This window comes from Arthrobacter sp. Z1-9 (assembly GCF_054792695.1).
This window is the reverse complement of record NZ_CP096456.1, coordinates 3,577,133-3,597,072: the sequence shown is the minus strand read 5'-3', so window position 1 is coordinate 3,597,072 and position 19,940 is coordinate 3,577,133. Positions and strand designations below refer to the sequence as shown.

The following is a 19,940-nucleotide window of genomic DNA, read 5'->3' as shown; positions in this document are numbered from 1 at the left end:
TCAGGCAGGCGGACGGCGGCGGTGCTGCCCGCCGTCGTCGTCAGCGGCTCGGGGTGGGCGGAGGGTTGGGGCTCGACATCGACGGCGGAGGCCCCGGGAACGGCGCGGCCGGATACAGCGGTGCCACATTCACCATGTAGTTGGCCCACTGCGGCCCGGCGATCATAAAACCATCCAGGCGGGGGTAGAAGGTGCCGTTGATGGTGACGTTCTGCCCTGGGCGCTTCTGGCCTTCCAGCGCATCGCCGAAGAAGGAAGCAGTGGCCAGCCCCGTGGTGTAACCCACCACCCAGGTGGCCCCGTTGTTGTTTGAAGTACCGGTCTTTGCCGCCACAGGAACTTTGTCGTGGACCTTCGGGTTGATCCAGACACCGGATCCCTTCTTCATGACGTCCTGCAGCACGGAGTTCACGCCACGGGCCACATCCGGCTTCACTGCATCCCGGCACTCGACGGGCTGGACCGGAAGCTTCCCGCCGGCAGCGTCAGTGACCTCCAGCAGGGCGATGGGGGTGCAGTACTTTCCGTCATTGGCGAAGGTGGCAAAGGCGTTCGCCATATGGAGGGGCGCCACATTGGTGGCACCCAGGAGGTTGCCCAGCTGGTGCATGTTGATCGGGGAACCGTCGTGGCCGCTGTGCAGGCCCAGGGCGTCCACCATCTTCTGGATGCCGCAGAAGTCCAGCTGCGTAGCTGAAGCGAAGGTTGCCGTATTGATGGAGTTGTAAAGGCCGTAGTCGATGGGCATCTTCCGGTAGAAGCCCTCCTCGGCGTTCTGAAGGTCATCTGCCGCGCCTAGTTCAGGGTTGTTCTGGGCTGTGCTGTAGGCACCCAGCACCTTCCCGCAGCTGGACCGCCAAGGGAATCCCAGCGGGTAGACGCGCTTCGAGGCGTCCACCTCGGCGTTCAGCGGTTTGCCTTCATTCAGCCACTGCGCGAAGGTGAACGGCTTCATGGTGGAGCCGGTCTGGAAGCCGCCGGCCCCATTCAGGTCATTGCCCTGCGGGTCCTTTGCATCCACGTTGAAGTTCAGGTGGGTATCGAACTTGCCCGGCTCGGCCAGGAACACCGTGTTCTGCGCCATCGAAAGAATCTTCCCGGTGCCGGGCTGGACGGATACCAGGGCGGCTCCCCACCGATCGGGATTAGGCCCTGCCGTACCATCCACCTGTGACTGGGCCGCGGCTTGCAGCCTGCTGTCCAGGGTTGTGACGATCGTCAGGCCGCCGCGGTAGAGCTTCCGCTCCCGTTCCTTTGGCGTGGGCCCATACGCGGGGTTGTTCAGGATCAGGTGCGAGATGTAGTCGCAGAAATACGGCGCCATGGTGGCATTCGCGCAACCCTGCCGCTCCGGGCTGATCTTCAGCTCGATGGGAGTAGCTACCGCCTGGTCATGCTCCACCTGGGTGATCTTCCCCTGCCGGAGCATCTCGCCGAGCACCTGGTCGCGGCGGACCACCGACTTGTCCGGGTTAAGCGCGGGGTTGTAGAACGTGGGGCTGTTCACCAGCCCGGCCAGCAGGGCGGACTGGGGAAGGGTCAAGTCCTTGGCCGTGGAGCTGAAGAAGTAGCGGGCGGCAGCTTCAACGCCGTAGGCGTCGCTGTTGAAGAACACGATGTTCAGGTATCCCTCAAGGATCTGCTCCTTGCTGAACTTTTTCTCCAACGCAACGGCCAGCTTCATTTCCCGCAGCTTGTCCCCGATGTCCTTCTGGCCGCTGAGGATCACTTCATCCGGCCGCTCCTGTGAGAGCTTCGCCTCGTTGACCACGTTGGTGACGTACTGCTGCGTGATGGTGGACGCCCCCTGCTGGTCGCCCTTCGTCAGGTTTGCCACCACTGCGCGAAGGATGCCTTGGGGGTCAAGGCCGGCATGGTCGTAGAACCGGCTGTCCTCAATGGCGATGACGGCATCCTTGATGTACGGCGACATCTGGTCCAGCGGGATCCTGACCCGGTTCTCGGCATAAAACGTCGCGATCGGCTGGCCATCGGAGGTGAGGACCTTGGTGGACTGCGACGGAGGCTGGACGGTCAATTCCTCCGGCAGCCTGTCGAAAAAGCCTATGGACGTGCTGACCCCGTACCCGGCAGCTGCAACAGAAGGCACCACCAGGCTGGCGGCAAGTACGCCACACATGGCACTCGCCGCGAGGAATCCGATAATGCTTCCCAGGACAGAACCGCGACCACGCCGTCGCTTCTTATTCTTCGCCATTTGTCAGCCCTCAAGCTTGAAGAGTGCCACAAGACTACGCCTCTGCCGAGCTCTGGAACCAGAGGTGGAAGATTATCTTTTGGCCAAATCTTTCCGTTGACTTGGCGATAGTTAACGACATATCGTTAACTATCGCCGAAAACGTCGGCGAAGACTAAACCGACGAAAGGACAATGCCACGATGAAGGGCATTTCTCATGACGAATTTTCAGGCCCGCACTCTGATCGGGGCCGGTTTGAACGCGGCCGCGGCAGGCGCGGACCGCACGGGCACCGGGGCGGCGGCTTTGGGCCGGGGTTCGGGCCGGGATTTGGCGGCGGCTTCGGACCGGGGTTTGGCCCAGGCTTCGGGCCGGGGTTTGGGCGTGGCCCCCGCAGGGCAAGCAGGGGGGATGTCCGGTCGGCCATCCTCTCGCTCCTGGGTGAAGCGCCCTCGAATGGTTACGGACTGATCAAGGCGATTGCGGAAAAGACCAGTGGAGCCTGGCGGCCAAGCCCGGGATCCATCTACCCCACGCTGCAGCAGCTTGTGGACGAGGAACTCATCACCGCGCTCAGCGAAGGCCGCGGAACCGAGTTCACCCTCACGGATGCCGGAAGGGCCTGGGTGGCAGAGCATGCAGAGGAGATGGAAACGGCGTGGAACTCCGGGCCGGACAACCCGGACCGCGACTTTCACCAGAGCATCGGGAAGCTGATGGGCGTTATTCACCAGTTCCGCACCGGTGTCACTGAAGAGCAGCGGGCTGCAGCCATTGAAAAGCTGGACGAGACCCGGCGTGCCCTCTACAAGATCCTGGCTGACTAGCAGCCGCGAACGGGCAACCTGGTCTCAGGCGAAGGACTCTTCCTTGGCCTGCCCCCCGGTCCGGTTTTCGCTTGCCGGAGCGTGCGAAACGCTGGGGGACTCCGGCCTTGCATGGCCCACCGGGTTGAAGGCGGAATTCAGCTCGCCGAACGCGTAAGCGCTCTCAGCGTGCTCGGACAGGTCAACTCCTGCGGCTTCTGCCTCGCGGCTGACCCGGAACCCGATGGTCTTGTTAATGGCCCGGGCAATAACCAAAGTCCCGATCCCGGACAGCAGCAGCGTGACCACCACAGCCACGGACTGGGCCACAAGCTGTTGGAGGCCGGCACCGTAGAAGAGTCCGCCGCCTAGTCCATCCACCGGGAGGGCGATGAAACCGAGCGCCAGGGTGCCGATCAGTCCTGCGCCCAGGTGGACCCCCACCACATCGAGCGAATCGTCCAGCCCAAACCGGTATTTGAGGTCTACGAAGACGGCGCAGGCTGCCCCGGCCACCAGGCCCAGGCCGATTGCGGCCACCGGGCTGATGTTGGCGCAGGAAGGAGTGATGGCTACCAGCCCGGCGACCACACCGGACGCCGCTCCCAGGGAGGTGGGGTGGCCGTGGCGGATTTTTTCGGTGACCAGCCAGCTGAGCATTGCCGCCGCCGGAGTCACCAGGGTGTTGACCCAGATCAGCCCTGCCTGTTCCGCCGTCGTCGCCGCTCCGCCATTGAAGCCGAACCAGCCAAACCACAAGATGGCAGCGCCGAGCATAATGAACGGGACGTTGTGCGGCCGGTGGTTGGGATCCTTGGCGAAACCGTGGCGCTGGCCCACAACCAGGGCCAGGACCAGGGCGGCGGTGCCCGAACTGATTTCCACCACTGCGCCGCCGGCAAAGTCGATGACCTGCCCAAAAACAGCGGTGATGGCTCCATCGGCGCTCATCAGGCCTCCGCCCCAGATCATGTAGGCGAGGGGACAGTAGACCACCGTGACCCAGACAGGAACGAACACTGCCCAGGCGCTGAATTTGGCGCGGTCGGCGATGGCGCCGCTGATCAGCGCCACCGTGATGATGGCGAAGGTGGCGCTGTACCCGGCTTTGATCAGGTCCGGCGAGCCCATCAGGTTCTGCAGCCCGAAGCTGGTGAAGGGATTGCCGAAGATGCCCAGCACGCCGTCGCCTGTTGTCATGGAGTAGCCCCAGAGAACCCACACCACCCCGACTATCCCGGCGGAGATGAAGCTCATCATGATCATGTTCAGGGCCGCCTTGGCGCGCGTCATGCCGCCGTAGAAGAGACCGAGCCCGGGGGTCATCAGCAATACCATCGCGGCTGAAATCATCAGCCAGACATGTTGGGCAGTGATCTCCACCTGCGGGTTCCCTTCGCATTGCGCCTCAAAGCGGGGCGCTCTTGCCGGCCCCCGCGTTTCCCCGCCTTCCATTTTTCGGGTTGCGTGTTTCGGGAAACGCCCTTGTAAGTTGCGCTGGCGTTACAGAAATAGCCGCGGTGTGAAGTCCCCGTGTCGGACTTGTTTCAGCAGTGTAAACAGGTGCCATCCGGGGGCGGGACTTGAAAGGAGATGCCCGCCCGGATGCCCTCGTTGGCGTGGCGGCTGAAGGGCAGGAGGTGAGAAACCGCCGTCGCGCGTTCCAACCGGAAGATTACAGACCCGTAAATGGGGCCTCACCTCCCCCTGGCGGGCGAAGTTTCCCCACCCTTCCACATAACGACGGCGTGCCGCACGGAAGATGCGCCACGCCGTCGTTCGCTGGCACAGCCGGGGAGACCTCCCCGGCCATCGCCACGTCCAGGAGGATCAGAACTGGCGGGCGTTCGCCAGCACCGGAAGCTTGGTGCGCACCTCGTCCACCGTCGAGGGGTCAATGTCGACGACGGCGAGTTCCGGCTTTCCGCCAAGCGCGGCGACCGTTGAGCCCAGGGGAGTGATGACAGCGCTGTGGCCGATGCCCGTGGGGGCGGTCCCCGCCGGTCCTGCGCCAATCGTCTCGGGATCGCCCTGGCCGCACGCCACCACGAAGGTGGTGCTGTCCAGGGCCCGGGCACGCACCAGCAGGTCCCACTGCTCTGCCTTGCCTTCGCCCGCGCCCCACGAGGCGCAGATGATATTGACCTGAGCACCGGCGCGGGCATTGGCCGTGAACAAGGCAGGGAAGCGGACGTCGTAACAGGTGGCCAGGCCGAACACCGTGCCGTTGATGTCAAAGGTCACGGGGCTCGTCCCGGGATCCACCGTTCTGGACTCCTGGAAGCCGAAAGCGTCGAAGAGGTGCACCTTGTCATAGGACGTGTCCACGCCGGGGCCGGTGACCAGCAGCGTGTTGCGGACCCTGCCGTCCTTTCCGGGAGTGAACATTCCCGCTACGATCGCAATGTCCAGTTCCCTGGACAGTGCACGAACCTTTTCAGCCCACGGGCCGTCCAGCGGTTCTGCGACGTCTGTCAGTGAATGGCCGAATGCGCGCATGGCAGCTTCGGGGAACACCACCAGCTCCGCGCCGGCGGCCTTGCCCTGGGTGGCGTAGTCCCGGATCAGCTCCAGGTTGGCAGCAGGATCCGCACTGCTGATGATTTGGGCGACTGCTAGACGCATGGGTGGCTCCAATCTGTTGTATACATAATGTATGGGAAAAATGGCGGGTACTGGCGCGTCCGGACGGGAAAAGGCGTATGTCCACCTGCGCGAAAACGTCCTGATTGACCCCGAACTTCAAGGCCGCTTCCTTAACGAGCAGGAACTTGCCGCCGAAATCGGCGTTTCCCGCACCCCGGTCCGCGAGGCGCTGCTGCTCCTTGTTTCTGACGGGCTGGTGGAGCTTATTCCGCAACGCGGAGCCTACGTTCCGCCCATCACCGGCAGGGAAATCTCTGAACTGATGGAACTCCGCGGCATCCTCGAGAGCCACGCAGCCCGGCTGGTGATAGCCGAGGAACGCGTCCCCGCCGCGCTGATGCAGGAAACCCTGGACCTTCAATCCCGGATCCCGGACACCAGCGAGCCTGATGATGCCCGCGAGTTCATCCGCCTGGACACCCTCTTCCATCAGCAGCTCATCGACGCCGCCGGCAACGAACTCATCTCGCGTACATACAGCAAGCTTCACGTCCGCCAGATCCTGGTTGGGGTTTCCGCCCTGTTCCGGACGGGCGGCCGGCGCCAGGACGTGTGCGCCGAACATCAGGGCATTCTCGACGCACTGGTGTCCGGAGATGCCGACCAGGCGCAGAAGGCCATCGACGAGCACCTGGCTGTGACGCGGGATATCCTGCTCCGGACCTGACGCAGTTTTGTCCACGTGGCGCGGGCTGCGAGGCCTTGGTGAATACGCCACGAGGACAAGACTTTCCCTTCGGTCAGCGGGAGTCGCCCACGCCCGATGCCCGGGCTGCGTTGCCGGCGCCCTCCAGGAGGAGCCGGTAGTCCTGGTCCTCGACCGTGTCGTTGTCGCGGCCCATGGCGAGCCCTATCACGGTTACAACGGCGGCAACGGCTACATAGATGGCCACCGGAACCCAGGTGCCGAACTGTGAGAGCAGCACCGTGAACATCAGCGGGGCGATGGCGCCGCCGATCACGCCGGCGAACGTGTACGCCAGGGAGCTTCCGGTGGAACGCAGCCGGGGGGAGAACTGCTCCACAATGAATGCCGCCTGAGGGCCGTACATGAACGAGTGCGCCATGAGGCCCAGGACAATGCCAACGATCAGCATCGGCTGGTTGTTGCCGCCAAGTATGGCGAAGAAGATGAACGTCCAGACGGCACCGGCCACTGCACCCACGCCGTACACCAGGCGGCGGTTGAACCGGTCCGACACGGCGCCGGCCAGCGGGATCATAAACAGCTGGAAGGCGGAACCGATCAGGACTGCGGTGAGTACTTGGTTGCGCTCGTAGCCCAGGGACTGGATGCCGTAGGTGAGGGTAAAGACGGTGAACAGTGCGTACAGAACGTCAGGTCCCACGCGGGAGAGGATGGCGGCGATCAGTGGGCGCAGTTCATGGCTGAATACCTCGCGGATGGGGGCATGCGGCTGTTCGCCGTGGGCTGCGATCGCCTTGAAGACTGGAGTGTCCTCCAGGCGGAGGCGGATCCACAGGCCGAATGCGACCAGCAGTGCCGACACCAGGAAGGCGATACGCCAGCCGAAGCTGAGGAACTGTTCCTCCGTAAGCATCAGGGTCAGGACTGCCAGCGCGCCGTTGGCGAGCAGGTTGCCGGCGGGCGGGCCCACCTGTGCGGCGGAGGCCCAGAAGCCCCGGCGGTGCGGATCACCGTACTCGCTGGAAAGCAGGACGGCACCGCCCCACTCGCCGCCCACACCCACGCCCTGCGCAAACCGCAGGAGCACCAGGATGATGGGCGCTGCGATGCCGATGGCATCGTATCCGGGCAGGACGCCGATCAACACTGTGGCCACGCCAATGATCATCAGCGTGGTCACCAGCACCTTCTTGCGGCCGATGCGGTCGCCCAGGCGGCCGAAGATGATCCCGCCCACCGGGCGGGAAACGTAGCCCACCGCGTAGGTGGAGAACGCCAAAATGGTGCCCGTTAGGGGATCGCTTGCGGGGAAGAAGACGAGGGGAAAGACGACGGCGGCGGCCGCTGAGTAGACGGCGAAGTCGTACCACTCAAGGGCCGTCCCGGTGAGGCTGGCGGCAAAGGCTTTGTAGAGGCCTTTGGGATGGATGGGCGGGTGTGGCGCCGCACCGTGGGACGGAACCGGAGAGTTGCTCATGATGTCCTCCACTGGAGTGTTCAAAGGTGACGCCTGTCACGCTGGCGTATAATGTATACATTACGCATACTGGATGTACATTGGCGACCCTTTCCGGTTTCCGGTTTGTTATTTTTTTTCCTGCACCACACGAAAAAGGACGGACCCACCATGACAGTTCTCAAGTTTGAACTTCCCGATGGCAGCACCAAGGACGTGGAGGTCAAGCACCTTCTCAACGCCGGATATGCCGGTCGCGAGCAGGATGAAGTCCAGGCGCACATTGCCGAACTGGCGGAGCTTGGCGTTCCGGGGCCCACCACCACCCCGGCCCTCTATCCGGTATCGCCCTACCTGGCGCAGCAGGTGGCCGAAGTGCGCGTGCAGCACGGACGGACGTCCGGGGAGGCCGAATGGGCGCTGGTGATCACAGACGACGGCGTCCTGCTGACGGTGGCCTGCGACCACACGGACCGGGAGCTCGAAGTCCACGGTGTGGCCTGGAGCAAGAACGCGAGCCCGGACGTCCTGGGCCGGAAGGCATGGCGGCTTGACGATGTGCGTGACCACCTGGACAAGATCACGCTGAAGGGCTGGGTGGGGGAGGGGGAGACTCCGGACACCCTCATCCAGGACAGTTCACTGGAAGCGCTGCTGACCCCGGACTACTGGCTGGAGGTCCTGGCGGAGCGCGGACTGAACCAGCCCGGCACGGTGCTCATCTCCGGCACCGTGGCCATGACCGGTGGCGTGAACCAGTTCGCCCGCAGCTGGAAGGTGGAAATGTCCGACCCCGTGACCGGGCTGTCCGTGGATGTCCAGTACGTGGTGGAGCAGATGCCGGAACCCATCGGCTGATAAGGAACCCCGGCTGCAAGGTAGAGGGCTACTGCTTGTAGCCCTCTACTTCGCTGACGGGACGGGCCTCGGCTTCATTGGGGTTCTCACCTGACTCCGCTTTGGCCCTGCGCTGGCGCAGAAGGTCCCAGCACTGGTCAAGGCTTTCCTCCACCTGCCTGAGCCTGGTCCGGTCCGGCGCCTGGCCGTCGCCGGATCCCTCGCGGAGTGAATGCTCCTCCTCCACCAGGGCCTGGATGCGGCTCAAAAGATCCTCGTTGTTCATGTCTGCCCCTTTCGCCGGAAACGATTCCCTCAGGGTACGCCTGTACCATCAGAATCATGCCCACTGTGCTTGATATGGCAGGTCCAATCCTGGAAATGCTCACTTGGTTGTGCCTGCCCGCGGGGCTGGGATTGCTCTTCTACACCGGCTTCCTGCGCCGCTTCGTGCACCCCTGGGCGGTGGCCGAAGCGGTGGTGTACTCCGACAGCAGCGGCGTGGGCTTCCGCTGGTTCGACCGGAAGTACCAGGTGCACCATGCGCCAATGTCGCCGCATGACATCAAGGACCTCGCTGTCGGGGATACCCTCCCCATCTACTACCACCCCAAGCGGCCCACCCAGTGGCAGATGGCCGCTCCGGAAGAGGCTGGGAGAACGGCGGCCGTGCTGGGCCGCTGCCTCACCGGTATCGGGGCGGTGGCTTTCCTCGCAGGGTTTGTCCTGCCGATGTTCTAAGGCTGGATCGCCAGGGGCCGTTCAACCGGCAAGGACGACGCCGATGCCCAGCCCGCCCAACGCAACCCCCGCAATAGCCGTCCACAGCACGGCGGTGATGTCGGCGTCGGCCTTTTCCCTGGCGATGCCGCGGGAGCTGGCCCTGTAGCGGCGGCGCTGGGTGAAGTAAATCGTTGCGGCCGCGCCGGCCGAGACGGCGAACAGCAGCAGGATGGGCAGCCCGTGGACCGGAAGCCAACGCAGGAAGATCGCGCTGACTGTCACCAGCGCCATCATGGTCCTGCCCCAGGCCAGCGTGGTCCGCTCCGGCTGCAGGCCCGGATCCCCATGGCCGCCCGCGGGGTGGTGCGTGGCCGCCACTTGTTACCGCCAGAGGATAAAAATCAGCACGACGGCGGCCGCCAAGGCCCCTGCCCCGGCAAGCAGCGGGACAATAAGCGGCAGCGGCAGCGGGGCTTTGTTGCGCATGCTCCGTTCCACCCGCAGCCACCGCACCGCGGCGCCGGCACTCAGCAGCATGCCCAGGAGGAGCAGCACCACCGCCAGGCCTTTCCGGACGGGCTCCAGGAAAAGGTCCGCGGTGAAGGCCTCGATGGCAATGCCGCCGGCGAGGAGCGCCAGGGAGGTCCGGATCCAGGCAAGGAACGTGCGTTCGTTCGCGAGCGTGAACCGCGGGTCCGGCTCCTCACCGCCGGGCAGCAGCCGTTCCGCGATTTTCCCGCGCGACGGCGGGGTGTTGGCGGCTACGGGCTGCTCGCTGTTGGTCACGTTGCCAGTTTAGCCAGCGGCGTTGCCTCAGCCCCGGAGGCGCCGTGGACGCCCACCGGCTGCGCGGAGGTGCGCATTGAGGCTGCGCGGGGAGTCATCGATCCCGAATCAGCCCGCGTTCCGTGGTGCGAACATGATCACCGCAACGCCCAGCAGGCAGATGAGGGACCCGGCCACGTCCCAGCGGTCGGGGCGGAAGCCGTCAAAGATCATGCCCCAGGCCAGGGAGCCGGCGACGAACACCCCGCCGTAGGCTGCCAGGATCCGCCCGAAATGGGCGTCCGGCTGAAGTGTTGCCACAAAACCGTAGAGGCCCAAGGCCATAACGCCCAGGCCCGCCCACCACCAGTCCTTGCCTTCACGGACGGACTGCCACACAAGCCAGGCGCCGCCGATTTCCGCGGCTGCTGCCACGATGAACAGCACAATTGTTTTGGCGATGGCTGCAGCTTCTTCTGTAATACCCACCCGGCCATCATGCCAGCCGGGAATGCCTGCTGCCCCGTTGCAGTTGGGGCAGATATGGAGCGCATCGGATTCCTCTCATTCGGCCACTGGGGCCCCGGCCACGGTTCCCGCACCCGGACTGCGGGCGACGCCCTGCTCCAGGCCATCGACCTTGCGGTCGCCGCCGAGGAACTGGGGGTCAACGGAGCATTCTTCCGCGTCCACCATTTCGCCCGGCAGCAGGCCTCGCCGTTTCCCCTGTTGTCCGCCATTGGTGCACGGACAAGCCGCATCGAAATCGGAACCGGCGTGATCGACATGCGCTACGAGAATCCCTTGTATATGGCAGAGGAGGCCGCCGCGGCCGATCTGATCAGCGGCGGGCGTCTCCAGCTGGGGATCAGCCGCGGGTCACCCGAGCCGGCGCGGGAAGGGGCAGCCGCGTTCGGCTACCGCCCCCAGCCGGGGGAGACTGACGCGGACATGGCACGCCGCCATACAGCCCTGTTCCGGAAAGCCATCAGCGGTGCCGGGGTGGCGGAAGCAGATCCCCGTTACGCCGGCGGCGCCACCGGCCTCCTGCCCGTTCAACCGCAGTCACGGGGCCTGGCCGAGCGCATCTGGTGGGGAGCCGGCAGCAGGAAGACAGCCGTCTGGGCCGCGGAGCTGGGCATGAACCTGATGAGTTCCACCCTGCTGACCGAGGACACCGGCGTACCCTTCCACGAACTCCAGGCGGAGCAGATCCAGCTTTTCAGGGACGCCTGGGCTGCGGCAGGCCACAAGCACGCACCCCGTATCTCGGTCAGCCGCAGCGTGCTTCCCATCGTGGATGATGAGGACAGCCGGTACTTTGCGGGCAGTGCGCTGCGGGACAGCAGGGACCAGGTGGGAGTCATCGACGGACTGACCGCCCGGTTCGGGAAAAGCTATGTGGGCGCCCCGGACTTTCTGGCCGAAGAACTGGCGGCTGATACAGCTGTACAGGCTGCAGACACCCTGCTGCTCACGGTCCCGAACCAGCTTGGCGTCGAGTTCAATGCCAAGCTCCTGGGAAACGTCATCCGCTACGTCGCGCCGGCACTCGGCTGGCGGGCAGCACCGTCCTGACCAGCCGTAACGCCTCCGGCCATAAATGAAATTGCTGCGCGTAAGCATGGCCGGACGATACAATAAGCTTGCTTATTGAGGTGTACGGGGAACCTACCGCGTTACGCAGCCGTTACTCTTATAGAGTGCGGCTTGGGGGCTTAGCGCCCCCACTACAGCGTGACTGCGGAACGGTCATATGACGGAGAGAGAGAAATATGGCTCGCGCCGCCCTAGGCTTAATCGCATGATCCGGTTACGTCAGTTGGCCCAGGCGGCCACTGTGCTCACAACCCCTTTGTCGCCGGAAGACATCCTGGCGCTGTTCAACCCTGTCTACTCCGCGCGGCAGCTTCGCGGCGTGGTGACGCGCGTTGTGCAGGAGACCGCACAGTCCGCAACGATCTTTTTCCGGCCCGGCCGTGGTTGGCATTCCCACCTGGCTGGCCAATGGGCGCGCATTGGCGTGGAACTCGATGGGGTGCGCCATTGGCGGTCCTACTCCCTTAGCGCCCCCGCCGGCAAGGACCCTGCCATTACGGTCACTGATGTCGGGGCCGTCTCCGGCACCCTGGTCCGGACCACCAAGCCAGGCGACGTCCTGTTCCTGGCTCCTCCGCAGGGCGACTTCGTACTCCCTGAGCACCCCAGGCCCCTGCTGATGGTGACTGCGGGCAGCGGGATCACTCCTGTGATGTCCATGATCCGGACCCTCGTTCCGCGGCGTCCCGATGCCGACGTCGTGCTGGTCCACTCGGCCCGTACCCCCGGTGACAGCCTCTTCCGGGAGGAACTCGCCGAACTGGCAGACCAGTTCCCCAACTTCCGCCTTGCCCACTGGTTCACAGGCGAGCAGGGCCGCATGGACCTCACCAATACCTTACAGCTGGACGAAATCTGCCCCGACTGGAAAGAACGCTCAGCCTACGCCTGCGGCCCGGACAGTTTCCTGGACGACGCCGAGGCGTTGTGGAAGCGCGCGGCGCTCACCACTGCTGCGCCCGGCTCCGATGTGGCAGTCACGGGCGGTGCCGGCAACCTCATGATCGAGCGCTTCAACACCACGTTCGAAGGCGGCGTCGGGCACGACGGCGGCCTGGTCACCTTTGAAGCTTCGGACCGTGAGGTGGAAGCCGACGGCGACACCCCCATCCTGGACGTCGGCGAGGACGCCGGGGTACTGATGCCCAGCGGTTGCCGCATGGGCATCTGCCACAGCTGCCTCACCCCGCTCCTGTCAGGGCAGGTCCGGGACCTTCGAACCGGGGAAGTCCATGGCGAACCCGGCCAACTGATCCAAACGTGTGTCTCGGCAGCCGCCGGACCCGTCAACCTCGAAATCTGAGGAGCACCAGGTATGACTGTAATTTCACCTAGCAAAACCACCCCCGCCGAAGGCACTGCAACCGGAGGGTCAAGGACGCGCCCCGGAAAGCTCGCCGAGTCCGGCAGCCCCACGGTCCGCCCGCCCGCTGCCGCGCACCTCTCTGACGAGCAGGTAGCGGAACTTGGCCGCGAGCTGGACGCGATTCGCGATGAGATCCTGGCCAAGCGCGGGGCAGCGGACGCTGCCTACATCCGCCGTGTGATCAAGGTCCAGCGCGGCCTGGAGATCTCCGGCCGTGCTGCACTGCTGGTCAGCAAGAATAAGGCTGCGTGGGTCACCGGAACCACACTGCTCAGCTTGGCCAAGATCCTGGAAAACATGGAGATCGGACACAACGTCCTGCATGGCCAGTGGGACTGGATGCGGGACCCGGACATCCACTCCACCACCTGGGAGTGGGACTTCGTTACCCCGTCTCGTTCCTGGCAGCACACCCACAACGACCTGCACCACCGCTGGACGAACGTGGTTGGCAAGGACAACGACGTCGGATACAACCTCCTGCGTATGGACGAACAGCAGCCGTGGAAGCCCGTCAACCTGGCCAACCCGCTGTTCAATGCCATTCTGGCGCCCCTCTTCGAGTGGGGCATCGCCATTTACGACCTTGAGCTCACGGAGTTCAAGGAAGGCAAGAAGTCCAAAGAGGCGCTGCTCAAGGACCTGAAGGCCCTCGGCAAGAAGGTTGTCACCCAGTTCACCAAGGACTACGCTGCAACCCCCGCCGTGGCCATGCTCACCGGCTCCGGCAAGCAGGCGCTCTACGGAACCTTGACCGCCAACGCTGTCCGCAACGTCTGGGCTCACGCTGTGATCTTCTGCGGCCACTTCCCCGAAGGCACGGACACCTTTACTGAGGAAATGGCCGAAGGCGAAACCCGCGGCGACTGGTACATCCGCCAGATGATCGGCTCCGCCAACATCTCCGGTTCCAAGTTCATGCACATCATGACCGGAAACCTGTCCCACCAGATCGAACACCACCTCTTCCCGGACCTGCCGTCCAACCGATACGCCGAGGTGGCGCCCAAGGTCCGCGAGATCTGCCAGCGCTACGGCCTGAAGTACACCACGGGGCCGCTGCTGAAGCAGGTTGGATCCACCTGGGGCAAGATCTTCAAGCTGGCTCTTCCGGGCAAGGCCGCCAGCGCCTGATCACGGCACTGCCTGTTCAATACACTGAATGCACCTCCGGTACCGGGAGATTTCCCGGGACCGGAGGTGCATTTCTGTCTCCGCCCCGGACGCTCTCTCACTTAACGCGGCTTATTTGGCAATGCTCTATCACCTAACGCGGCTTTTCCCGCGACGCTCTATCACTTTCCGGCGTCGCTCTCTCACTTTTGCCAGCCGACGCCGCATAATTGAACCCACAGCCGCCACGGCCTATGGAGGAATCATGCGGATTCTCGGAGCTCTTGTTGTCATCTGGCTGATCATCGGCGGCATAGCCGCGTGGCAGCGCGGCTACTTCGGCTCCGCGCCGGGGAATTGCGCGGAAGCAGGGACGATAGCGATCACCATCGTCGCCGGACCGCTGAACTATATGGGTGCCAATCCCCAGATATCCTGTGAGCTTCCGCAGCCCTCCCAGTAGCGTGGAGCACGGCGGACCACCCTAGAGTAGGAATTGCGCGGGCAAAGCACCTCCCGCCCGCATCGATCCCACAGTCTCGAAAGGACCGCCGCGATGGCTTTCATCACCGTTGGAACTGAAAACAGCACTGACATCGAGCTTTACTATGAGGACCATGGGTCGGGACAGCCAGTTGTGCTGATCCACGGTTATCCCCTGGACGGTGCCTCCTGGGAGAAGCAGACTGCCGCGCTGCTGAGCGCCGGCTACAGGGTCATCACGTATGACCGCCGCGGATTCGGTAAGTCGAGCAAGACCGCCCAGGGATATGACTACGACACCTTTGCCGCCGATCTCAACACCATCCTCACCACTTTGGACCTCAGCGACGCCGTGCTGGTGGGCTTCTCCATGGGTACCGGCGAAGTTGCCCGCTACCTAAGCACCTACGGCTCCGCACGGGTGGCAAAGGCGGCCTTCCTTGGCTCCCTCGAACCTTTCCTGCTGAAGACTGACGACAACCCGGACGGTGTCCCGCAGGAGGTCTTCGACGGGTTGAATCAGGCTGTTACGGCAGACCGCTACGCGTTCTTTACCGAGTTCTTCAAGAACTTTTACAACACTGACACCTTCCTCGGCACGCCCCGCCTCAGCCAGGAGGCAGTCACCGCCAGCTGGAACACCGCTGCCGGCGCGGGAGCCACGGCATCCGTGGCGGCGCAGCCCACCTGGCTCACCGACTTCCGGGAGGACATCCCCAAGATCGACGTGCCCGCACTGATCCTCCACGGCACCGCCGACAACATCCTTCCCATCGACTCCACGGGTCGGCTGTTCGCCAAAGCCTTGCCCAGCGCAGAGTATGTGGAAATCGAGGGCGCCCCACATGGCCTGTTGTTGACCCACGCCGCGGAGGTCAACGAAGCGCTGCTGCGCTTCCTGGCCAGGTAGCCCCGCTTAACTCCGGAACTTCCGGCGCCGGCGGGAATCCGCCGTCGCCGGAAGGTGATGGGGCGTTGGGGTTTTGCCTGCAGTAGGTGGTGGAGCGTTGTGGGTTTGCTTGCGGGTGTGGTGGGGCGTTGGGGTTTTGCCTGCGGAAGGTGATGGAGCGTTGGGGTTTTGCCTGCGGGAGGTGATGGGGCGTTGGGGGTTACCAGCGCGGTCCGCCGCCACCGCCGCCGGGGCCCTGGGCCGCGGTGTACTCGCCGGCCGTGACCGTGCCCTGCTCTGTCGCGCCTTCCAGGGAGCCTTCACCGAGACCGGCGCTGACAGTCGCCGTGCCGCCGGTGTAGATGGTGTATTCCTGTCCCTCCAGGATGGCAGCGGAGGAGAACACGAGCGAGGCGGTGGCCTTGCTGGTGACGAATGCCGCCACGGGAGTGCCGGAGGAGTCGGCGATCTGGACCACCGTACCTGCGGCGACTGATGTTCCAAGCGTCACCTGCACACCTGACTGTGGGGAAGAGGCGCCTGGGGTGACCACCATACCGGCGCTTCCCGCCGCGGCCACCGTTCCGCCGGTGACGGCCAGTTCGCCGTTCACGTCCAGCGCCCCGTTGCCGGAGTTTGTGGGGCCGTTGACTACCACGGTGCCGCCGGAGATGCCCGCGTTGCCGTTGGAGTCCAGGCCGTCGCCCTGGGAGTTGATGGTCAGCAGCCCGCCGCTGACCTCCACGGTGTAGTCGCCCACGGCCATTTCACCGCCGCCCATGCCCCCGCCCATCCCGCCGGTGCCGGAGGTGCTGCTGCCGCCTGCGGCGTTCACGCCGTCGTCGTTTGCGGTGACGGTGGTGGTTCCGCCCGTCATGGTGATGTGCTGGGCTTCCAGGCCCTCCTCGGATTCCTCCACCGTGGTGGTGCCTGCCGCGATGGTGAGGGTGTTGTAGGCCTTGATGCCGTCGTCGCCGGCGCTGACGTTCAGGGTGCCGCCGTTGATCAGTACCCAGCCGCGGCCCTCGTCCTCCTCGTTGTCGGACTTGAAGCCGTCACCGGCCGCGGACACCTGGTATGCCCCGTCCAGCAGCACCGCGTAGTCCTTGCCTACGATGCCGTCGTCCGCTGCGTCCACGGTGACGGTGCCGGCGGCCAGGACCAGTCCGTCCTTTGCCGAGATGCCGTCGTTGTAGTTGCCGTCCACGGTCAGGGTGCCGGTGCCGGCGATGGTCAGGTCCGCCATTGAGTAGAGCGCGGCGTTCGGCGCGTCCGTTCCCTGGTCAGCGTAGGTGGAGGCATCGCTGAGGGTGTTGGAGCTCCCGTCCTCGAGGTAGACGATGGCCTCGTTGGCGCTCTGCACTACAAACGGGGAGCCGTTGGTGCTGGTGATGTCCGAGCCGTCAAGGATGATGCGGACCACGTCTTCTTCGTCGGCGGCCACCACCACCTGCCCGTTCGAGAGTGAGCCGCTGAGGCGGTAGGTGCCGGCCGCGGTGATGGTGACGGTGTCGCCGTCGACGTCTACGGCGTCCGACGACGACGAGGCCGTGCTGGCGCCGTCCGCCAGGGTCACGGCTACCTCGGCAGCGGCGTCCCAGGTGAGGTCGTCGGTGTCGTAGTGGGTGTCCTCGGCCAGGGTGTCCAGGGAGACGGCCTGGGCGGTGCCCGACGTGGCAGCTGACGAGGTGCCGGTGCCGCTGACGGCCGAGACGCCGGTGGGCGTGGTGCCTGCTCCGAGCAGCCGGCCAGGCCGATAGTGACGGCCAGGGCGGCAACGGAGAGGTGCGTACGGAGGTTCTTCACGGTGGGTCCTTTGGGAAGTTTCGAGGGGGCTGGGGCGGGAAGAGGAAGGCTAGGCAGCGGGCCGGAGGGACAGGCTGCGGCTTAGGGTCCGGTGCCAGCGGTTGGCGGGAAGGTCCGGGCAAAGGGCGGCCATCCCGGTGGCGAACTTGGAAATCCGGGACGGCCGGACGCCGTGAGACCAGAGGTGCCGGTCCAGCGGGCCTGCAGTGGAGCCCGACTTCGTCTCCAGGATCACCGCCTCATCGAGCACCCAGGCCGTGTGGTCCGGGCGTTGCCAGGTCACGTCGGTGTCGATGGTGGCCCGGCTTCCGGACTCCGGCAGGTACAAGGTGGTCCTGTTGTAGCGGGTTTCCAGTACCGGCCCGAGGGGCCCGGAGGGCATGGCACCCACCGATGCGGTCAGCGTTTCGCGGATGTAGTCCAGCCCTTCGGCGGTGAGCCGGGCCCGGTCTTCAAGATGATACGGAATCCGCTCCTTGACTGTTGCTTCGCGGGCTCCTTCGGTTTTGACCTCCAGGAAGCTCAGGGCGCTGTCCACGTAGGTTCGGGTACGGATCTTGTAACGGCGCCGGCGGCCACGGGCGGCGAGCAGGTAGCTGTCCAGGCCGGCGGTATCGAAGTAGACGGAGTCGTAGGCGAAGCTGCGGGATCCGTCCATCTCCAGCACCCGAACATCGGCCCGGAAAGTGTCCAGCAGTTGGCGGACTAGCCCGGCGGGAACCACGTACTTGCGGTCTACCCGGGTCTGGAGCTCGGCTTCGCTGTTGAGCTCTTCCAGCCCAATGGTCGGAAAGCGGCAAAGGCGGACGACGGCGGGGGCTGGGTCCGGGCTCATGCGGCACCTGCCCGGGCCGCGGCATATGCCGAAACCGGGGCGACGGCGCCGGGGCCAGCGGGTGCCTGTTCCACGTGCGGGGGTGCCGCCGTCGTGATTGCCGGGATGCCGGCGGGGGCGGGGAAGACGGCGGGGGAGTAGGCGTACCGGACGTCGACGATGGTCTTGTCGTTGACCAGGTCCAGTTCCTGGACCGTAGCGGAGTGGACCTTGCCGTGCAGGACTTCCTCCAGACGGGCGTAGAGATCGGCGTCTTCTGCGACTGCACGGTCCAGGATGACTGTTTGGTGCCGGTGGGCCGGCAGGACGCGGGGGTGGTCGCCCACGAACATCACCAGCAGGATCAGGGCCATCAGCGAGCCGGTCAGCCAGAGGGGCTCAATGGCCAGTCCGGCGATCAGGCCGAGCGCCAGGGCGGAGAAGTAGTAGGCAACCTCGTGCTGGGCCAGTTCGGTGGAGCGGAGCCGGATGATGGACAGGACGCCGAAGAGGCCAAGTCCCAGGCCCAGGCCGGCGGCCGATCCGGACAGCGCGGTGGCTACGGCCAGGACGCCGACGTTCATGCCGAGGTAGGACACCACCAGGTCGCGGCGGCGATGGCGGCGGAGGTACAGGACGAAAGTCAGGATGCTGATGGCCGCGAGGTCCGCGAGGATAAAAATCAGTGAATTCATGGGATTCTCCGGAGTATTTTTGGTGGGCTGTTTTTTACTTTCCGGGCGCCAGCTGTGCGGGTGCTGTGACGGAACCCAGCCGGATATATGAGTGTTTGGCGCGCGGTAACCCTGCTGGTTGCCGGATCACCGGCACATCAGGCACTTGGCGTTCCCGGCGGGCTTTGATCGATAGGATCAAACGCGTGACTGAATCCCGTGACGCCGTGCTGCGCCTCAGGCGTCTCCTGGTCTTCACCGTGTTCGCGATCTGCGTCACCACGGCGCTGTCGTTCTGGGCATTGCAGCAGTCCGGCGCGGATGCCCGTGTGGCCCTCGATCCGCCGCCATTGTCGGAGGCGAAACTCGAAGCGCTGTCCACCGGGATCACCCCGGCCGTGAACATCACCCGGAACGCGGACGCCGAGTGGCTCGCGCAGGCTGCCGCGCAGACGGGTATTCCGGTGCGGGCGCTCCGGGCCTACGTGGCTGCGGCCGGCGCGGCCAACCAGTCCTCTCCAGGCTGCGGGATCGGCTGGAATACGGTGGCGGCGGTGGGCTTCGTCGAATCCCACCACGGGGCTTACGGCGGCGGGAGCCTGGACTCCGCAGGGCAGGCCAGCGGACCCCTGGTTGGTCCAAGCCTGGACGGAAACGGGTTCGCCGCCATCGCTGACACGGATGCCGGAGCCCTGGATGGTGACGCACGCTGGGATCGTGCCGTAGGGCCCATGCAGTTCATTCCCTCCACCTGGGAGCTTGCGGGGCGGGACGGCAACGGTGACGGGAGAGCGGATCCATTCAACATCGACGACGCCGCGCTCAGCACAGCCGGCTACCTGTGTGCCCGCGGCCGTGACCTCACCACCGCGCGCGGATGGACGGCCGCCATCTACTCCTACAACCAGTCGGATGCCTACCTGGTTCAGGTACGTGATCAGGCCACAACGTACGCCGAGGCGACGCGCGCCATCGGGTAAGAACGGCGGCGCTACTGGCCTCCTCGTGCGGCCAGAGGAACAGGGCTGGCCTGACGGGCATGGAGCTGGCAGCCTCTAGGGCACACCCGTCGACCGGGACGATCGTTTGGGATGTGGCCGGGCTTGGCGTCATGC

General features: G+C 65.0%; 21 protein-coding genes. 10 read left to right on the top strand and 11 right to left on the bottom strand.

Features of this window, described 5'->3' with window-relative positions; genetic code table 11:
• Nucleotides 1-40: 40 nt before the first annotated feature.
• The gene (locus M1D93_RS16685; protein ID WP_461172575.1) at nucleotides 41-2,218 is read right to left on the bottom strand and encodes a transglycosylase domain-containing protein; all 2,178 of its coding nucleotides are present in this window, start codon (nucleotides 2,216-2,218) and stop codon (nucleotides 41-43) included.
• Between the two features lie 181 nt (nucleotides 2,219-2,399).
• Between M1D93_RS16685 and M1D93_RS16680 the strand changes: the two genes are divergently transcribed.
• Nucleotides 2,400-3,026, top strand: a complete 627-nt coding sequence (locus tag M1D93_RS16680) for a PadR family transcriptional regulator (RefSeq protein WP_461172574.1) — start codon at nucleotides 2,400-2,402, stop codon at nucleotides 3,024-3,026.
• A gap of 24 nt (nucleotides 3,027-3,050) precedes the next feature.
• On the opposite strand, the gene M1D93_RS16675 is transcribed toward M1D93_RS16680, so the two are convergent.
• Nucleotides 3,051-4,388, bottom strand: coding sequence for an ammonium transporter (locus M1D93_RS16675; protein WP_461172573.1), 1,338 nt, complete (start codon nucleotides 4,386-4,388; stop codon nucleotides 3,051-3,053).
• A 447-nt stretch (nucleotides 4,389-4,835) separates the two neighbouring features.
• Entirely contained in the window at nucleotides 4,836-5,630 is a 795-nt protein-coding gene (locus tag M1D93_RS16670; protein WP_461172572.1) for a carbon-nitrogen hydrolase family protein, read from the bottom strand.
• 31 nt (nucleotides 5,631-5,661) lie between these two features.
• Between M1D93_RS16670 and M1D93_RS16665 the strand changes: the two genes are divergently transcribed.
• Nucleotides 5,662-6,318: a GntR family transcriptional regulator gene (locus M1D93_RS16665; protein ID WP_461172571.1), complete on the top strand. Its 657-nt coding sequence runs from the start codon at nucleotides 5,662-5,664 to the stop codon at nucleotides 6,316-6,318.
• Between the two features lie 73 nt (nucleotides 6,319-6,391).
• Here the strand turns inward: M1D93_RS16665 and M1D93_RS16660 are convergent, their stop codons facing one another.
• The gene (locus tag M1D93_RS16660; RefSeq protein ID WP_461172570.1) at nucleotides 6,392-7,777 is read right to left on the bottom strand and encodes an MFS transporter; all 1,386 of its coding nucleotides are present in this window, start codon (nucleotides 7,775-7,777) and stop codon (nucleotides 6,392-6,394) included.
• 150 nt (nucleotides 7,778-7,927) lie between these two features.
• On the opposite strand from M1D93_RS16660, the gene M1D93_RS16655 reads away from it, so the two are divergent.
• Nucleotides 7,928-8,614 (top strand): DUF2848 domain-containing protein, encoded by a 687-nt coding sequence (locus M1D93_RS16655; RefSeq protein ID WP_461172569.1) that lies wholly within the window; start codon nucleotides 7,928-7,930, stop codon nucleotides 8,612-8,614.
• Nucleotides 8,615-8,642: 28 nt separating this feature from the next.
• Here M1D93_RS16655 and M1D93_RS16650 read toward each other — a convergent pair whose 3' ends face one another.
• A complete protein-coding gene (locus tag M1D93_RS16650) occupies nucleotides 8,643-8,879 on the bottom strand; it encodes a DUF2630 family protein (RefSeq protein ID WP_461172568.1) in 237 nt (78 codons plus the stop codon).
• 56 nt (nucleotides 8,880-8,935) lie between these two features.
• On the opposite strand from M1D93_RS16650, the gene M1D93_RS16645 reads away from it, so the two are divergent.
• Nucleotides 8,936-9,334, top strand: coding sequence for a hypothetical protein (locus tag M1D93_RS16645; protein ID WP_461172567.1), 399 nt, complete (start codon nucleotides 8,936-8,938; stop codon nucleotides 9,332-9,334).
• Between the two features lie 21 nt (nucleotides 9,335-9,355).
• Here the strand turns inward: M1D93_RS16645 and M1D93_RS16640 are convergent, their stop codons facing one another.
• The 3 genes from M1D93_RS16640 to M1D93_RS16630 all read right to left on the bottom strand — a co-directional run bounded on the left by M1D93_RS16640 (nucleotide 9,356) and on the right by M1D93_RS16630 (nucleotide 10,570).
• Nucleotides 9,356-9,610: a DUF202 domain-containing protein gene (locus M1D93_RS16640; protein ID WP_461175050.1), complete on the bottom strand. Its 255-nt coding sequence runs from the start codon at nucleotides 9,608-9,610 to the stop codon at nucleotides 9,356-9,358.
• A gap of 87 nt (nucleotides 9,611-9,697) precedes the next feature.
• Entirely contained in the window at nucleotides 9,698-10,102 is a 405-nt protein-coding gene (locus M1D93_RS16635) for a YidH family protein (RefSeq protein ID WP_461172566.1), read from the bottom strand.
• 108 nt (nucleotides 10,103-10,210) lie between these two features.
• Complete coding sequence (locus M1D93_RS16630; protein ID WP_461172565.1) at nucleotides 10,211-10,570, bottom strand: YnfA family protein; 360 nt, start codon at nucleotides 10,568-10,570, stop codon at nucleotides 10,211-10,213.
• 54 nt (nucleotides 10,571-10,624) lie between these two features.
• Here M1D93_RS16630 and M1D93_RS16625 point away from each other — a divergent pair, with 54 nt between their 5' ends.
• From M1D93_RS16625 to M1D93_RS16605, 5 genes are all read left to right on the top strand, one after another.
• Nucleotides 10,625-11,659, top strand: coding sequence for an LLM class flavin-dependent oxidoreductase (locus M1D93_RS16625; protein WP_461172564.1), 1,035 nt, complete (start codon nucleotides 10,625-10,627; stop codon nucleotides 11,657-11,659).
• 226 nt (nucleotides 11,660-11,885) lie between these two features.
• Nucleotides 11,886-12,983 carry a ferredoxin reductase gene (locus M1D93_RS16620; RefSeq protein WP_461172563.1) on the top strand — a complete coding sequence of 366 codons (1,098 nt, stop codon included), beginning with the start codon at nucleotides 11,886-11,888 and terminating at the stop codon, nucleotides 12,981-12,983.
• A gap of 12 nt (nucleotides 12,984-12,995) precedes the next feature.
• A complete protein-coding gene (locus M1D93_RS16615; RefSeq protein ID WP_461172562.1) occupies nucleotides 12,996-14,180 on the top strand; it encodes a fatty acid desaturase family protein in 1,185 nt (394 codons plus the stop codon).
• A 244-nt stretch (nucleotides 14,181-14,424) separates the two neighbouring features.
• Nucleotides 14,425-14,622 (top strand): hypothetical protein, encoded by a 198-nt coding sequence (locus tag M1D93_RS16610; protein ID WP_461172561.1) that lies wholly within the window; start codon nucleotides 14,425-14,427, stop codon nucleotides 14,620-14,622.
• A gap of 93 nt (nucleotides 14,623-14,715) precedes the next feature.
• Nucleotides 14,716-15,552, top strand: coding sequence for an alpha/beta fold hydrolase (locus M1D93_RS16605; protein ID WP_461172560.1), 837 nt, complete (start codon nucleotides 14,716-14,718; stop codon nucleotides 15,550-15,552).
• A gap of 199 nt (nucleotides 15,553-15,751) precedes the next feature.
• On the opposite strand, the gene M1D93_RS16600 is transcribed toward M1D93_RS16605, so the two are convergent.
• The 3 genes from M1D93_RS16600 to M1D93_RS16590 form a co-directional block, all read right to left on the bottom strand.
• Nucleotides 15,752-17,107, bottom strand: coding sequence for a carbohydrate-binding domain-containing protein (locus tag M1D93_RS16600; protein WP_461172559.1), 1,356 nt, complete (start codon nucleotides 17,105-17,107; stop codon nucleotides 15,752-15,754).
• A gap of 279 nt (nucleotides 17,108-17,386) precedes the next feature.
• Nucleotides 17,387-18,172, bottom strand: coding sequence for a polyphosphate polymerase domain-containing protein (locus M1D93_RS16595; protein ID WP_461172558.1), 786 nt, complete (start codon nucleotides 18,170-18,172; stop codon nucleotides 17,387-17,389).
• Nucleotides 18,169-18,846 (bottom strand): DUF4956 domain-containing protein, encoded by a 678-nt coding sequence (locus tag M1D93_RS16590; RefSeq protein WP_461172557.1) that lies wholly within the window; start codon nucleotides 18,844-18,846, stop codon nucleotides 18,169-18,171. Before M1D93_RS16590 ends, M1D93_RS16595 begins: the two co-directional genes overlap by 4 nt.
• Nucleotides 18,847-19,052: 206 nt before the next feature.
• On the opposite strand from M1D93_RS16590, the gene M1D93_RS16585 reads away from it, so the two are divergent.
• Nucleotides 19,053-19,805 (top strand): lytic transglycosylase domain-containing protein, encoded by a 753-nt coding sequence (locus tag M1D93_RS16585; RefSeq protein WP_461175049.1) that lies wholly within the window; start codon nucleotides 19,053-19,055, stop codon nucleotides 19,803-19,805.
• The last annotated feature ends 135 nt before the right edge of the window (nucleotides 19,806-19,940 follow it).

Excerpts from the sequence above, each read along its gene's own strand:
- M1D93_RS16685 (WP_461172575.1), bottom strand. The coding sequence starts at position 2,218 with ATGGCGAAGAATAAGAAGCGACGGCGTGGTCGCGGTTCTGTCCTGGGA.
- M1D93_RS16680 (WP_461172574.1), top strand. The coding sequence starts at position 2,400 with ATGAAGGGCATTTCTCATGACGAATTTTCAGGCCCGCACTCTGATCGG.
- M1D93_RS16670 (WP_461172572.1), bottom strand. The coding sequence starts at position 5,630 with ATGCGTCTAGCAGTCGCCCAAATCATCAGCAGTGCGGATCCTGCTGCC.
- M1D93_RS16665 (WP_461172571.1), top strand. The coding sequence starts at position 5,662 with ATGGGAAAAATGGCGGGTACTGGCGCGTCCGGACGGGAAAAGGCGTAT.
- M1D93_RS16660 (WP_461172570.1), bottom strand. The coding sequence starts at position 7,777 with ATGAGCAACTCTCCGGTTCCGTCCCACGGTGCGGCGCCACACCCGCCC.
- M1D93_RS16655 (WP_461172569.1), top strand. The coding sequence starts at position 7,928 with ATGACAGTTCTCAAGTTTGAACTTCCCGATGGCAGCACCAAGGACGTG.
- M1D93_RS16650 (WP_461172568.1), bottom strand. The coding sequence starts at position 8,879 with ATGAACAACGAGGATCTTTTGAGCCGCATCCAGGCCCTGGTGGAGGAG.
- M1D93_RS16645 (WP_461172567.1), top strand. The coding sequence starts at position 8,936 with ATGCCCACTGTGCTTGATATGGCAGGTCCAATCCTGGAAATGCTCACT.
- M1D93_RS16640 (WP_461175050.1), bottom strand. The coding sequence starts at position 9,610 with ATGATGGCGCTGGTGACAGTCAGCGCGATCTTCCTGCGTTGGCTTCCG.
- M1D93_RS16625 (WP_461172564.1), top strand. The coding sequence starts at position 10,625 with ATGGAGCGCATCGGATTCCTCTCATTCGGCCACTGGGGCCCCGGCCAC.
- M1D93_RS16620 (WP_461172563.1), top strand. The coding sequence starts at position 11,886 with ATGATCCGGTTACGTCAGTTGGCCCAGGCGGCCACTGTGCTCACAACC.
- M1D93_RS16615 (WP_461172562.1), top strand. The coding sequence starts at position 12,996 with ATGACTGTAATTTCACCTAGCAAAACCACCCCCGCCGAAGGCACTGCA.
- M1D93_RS16610 (WP_461172561.1), top strand. The coding sequence starts at position 14,425 with ATGCGGATTCTCGGAGCTCTTGTTGTCATCTGGCTGATCATCGGCGGC.
- M1D93_RS16605 (WP_461172560.1), top strand. The coding sequence starts at position 14,716 with ATGGCTTTCATCACCGTTGGAACTGAAAACAGCACTGACATCGAGCTT.
- M1D93_RS16595 (WP_461172558.1), bottom strand. The coding sequence starts at position 18,172 with ATGAGCCCGGACCCAGCCCCCGCCGTCGTCCGCCTTTGCCGCTTTCCG.
- M1D93_RS16590 (WP_461172557.1), bottom strand. The coding sequence starts at position 18,846 with ATGAATTCACTGATTTTTATCCTCGCGGACCTCGCGGCCATCAGCATC.